Source organism: Kitasatospora sp. NPDC054768, from assembly GCF_053612025.1.
This window is the reverse complement of record NZ_JBSHBN010000334.1, coordinates 1-1,894: the sequence shown is the minus strand read 5'-3', so window position 1 is coordinate 1,894 and position 1,894 is coordinate 1. Positions and strand designations below refer to the sequence as shown.

The 1,894-nt window shown below is 72.3% G+C and carries 1 protein-coding gene and 1 pseudogene; both read left to right on the top strand.

What is annotated here, in order from left to right; all coding sequences use genetic code 11:
* Positions 1 to 659, top strand: a pseudogene (locus ACWGKU_RS40925) (DEAD/DEAH box helicase); the annotation flags it as partial.
* Positions 660 to 893: 234 nt separating this feature from the next.
* On the top strand, positions 894 to 1,826 hold the full coding sequence (locus ACWGKU_RS40920) for a hypothetical protein (protein WP_452181089.1): 933 nt from the start codon (positions 894 to 896) through the stop codon (positions 1,824 to 1,826).
* The last annotated feature ends 68 nt before the right edge of the window (positions 1,827 to 1,894 follow it).

Sequence of the window (1,894 nt, the reverse complement as noted above, 5' to 3'; positions counted from 1 at the left end):
GTGGTGGCTACGGCCGTGACCGTGACGACCGTGGTGGCGACCGCGGTGGTTTCCGTCGTGACGACCGTCCCTCCGGTGGCGGTTTCAACCGTGACCGCGGTGACCGCCCCTCCGGTGGTGGCTTCCGTCGTGACGACCGTCCCTCCGGTGGCGGTTTCAACCGTGACCGCGGTGACCGCCCCTCCGGTGGTGGCTTCCGTCGCGACGACCGTCCCTCCGGTGGTGGCTTCAACCGTGACCGCGGCGACCGCCCGACCGGTGGTGGCTACGGCCGTGACCGTGACGACCGTGGTGGCGAGCGCGGCGGCTTCCGTCGTGACGACCGCCCCTCCGGTGGCGGCTTCAACCGTGACCGTGACGACCGCGGCGGCGACCGCGGTGGCTTCCGTCGTGACGACCGTCCCTCCGGTGGCGGTTTCAACCGTGACCGCGGTGACCGCCCGACCGGTGGTGGCTTCCGCCGCGACGACCGTCCGTCTGGCGGTGACCGCGGTGGCTTCCGCCGTGACGACCGCCCGAGTGGTTTCCGTCGTGACGACCGTGACGACCGTCCGCGTCGTGACGACCGCCCGACCGGTGGTGGCTACGGCCGTGACCGTGACGACCGTGGTGGCGAGCGCGGCGGCTTCCGTCGTGACGACCGCCCCTCCGGTGGTGGCTTCAACCGTGACCGCGGCGACCGCCCCTCCGGTGGTGGCTTCCGTCGCGACGACCGTCCGTCCGGCGGTGACCGCGGTGGCTTCCGCCGTGACGACCGCCCGTCCGGCGGTGACCGCGGCGGTTTCCGCCGTGACGACCGCCAGGGCGGCGGCTACGGTCGGGACCGTGACGACCGCGGCGGTGACCGTCGGGACTACGACGACCGCCGGGGCAACTACGAGCCCGTCAAGCGTCTGCCGATCCCGGAGGACATCACCGGCTTCGAGCTGGACGCGGACGTGCGCCAGGAGCTCAAGAGCCTGCCCAAGACCCTCGCGGACGACGTCGCCCGCAACCTGGTGATGGTGGCCCGCATGCTCGACAGCGAGCCGGAGGAGGCCTACCAGTACTCGCGTGTCGCGCTCCGTCTGGCCTCCCGCGTGGCGGCGGTCCGTGAGGCGGCCGGTTTCGCCTCGTACATGACGCAGCGTTACTCCGAGGCGCTGACCGAGTTCCGCGCCGCCCGTCGGATGACCGGCCGGGCGGACCTGTGGCCGGTGATGGCCGACTGCGAGCGCGGTCTGGGCCGCCCGGAGCGGGCGCTGGCGATGGCCGGTGAGCCCGAGGTGAAGCAGCTGGACAAGGCCGGCCAGGTCGAGATGCGTCTCGTGGCGGCCGGTGCCCGCAGCGACATGGAGCAGTTCGACGCTGCCGTGGTGACGCTGCAGAGCCCGGAGCTGGCTTCCAGCGCCGTGCACGCGTGGACCGCGCGCCTGCGGTACGCCTACGCCGAGGCCCTGATCGCGGCCGGCCGGGCCGACGAGGCCCGTGACTGGTTCGCCAAGGCCGCCGAGGCCGACACCGACGGCACCACCAACGCCTCGGAGCGGCTCGCCGAGATCGACGGCGTGGAGTTCATCGACACGCTCGACCCGGAGCTGGCCGAGGACGAGACCGAGTCGACGGATGCGCCGGCGAAGAAGCGCGGTGGCGGCGACAACGCCGACGACCGCGTGATCTTCGAGGACGAGGAGGACGTCGAGGAGTTCTACGACGAGGACGACCTGGAGATCGACGAGGACTTCGACGGCGTCGTCCCCGAGCGCGTCCAGGAGGTCCAGGACACCAAGGCCGAGCCGAAGGCCGAAGCCGACGCTGGCGCCGAGGCCGCCGCCGACAAGAGCTGAGCAACTCCCCAGGCAATGCCGTGAGGCCCTGCCGTTCCCTGGAATCCCAGGGAACGGCAGGGCCTCAC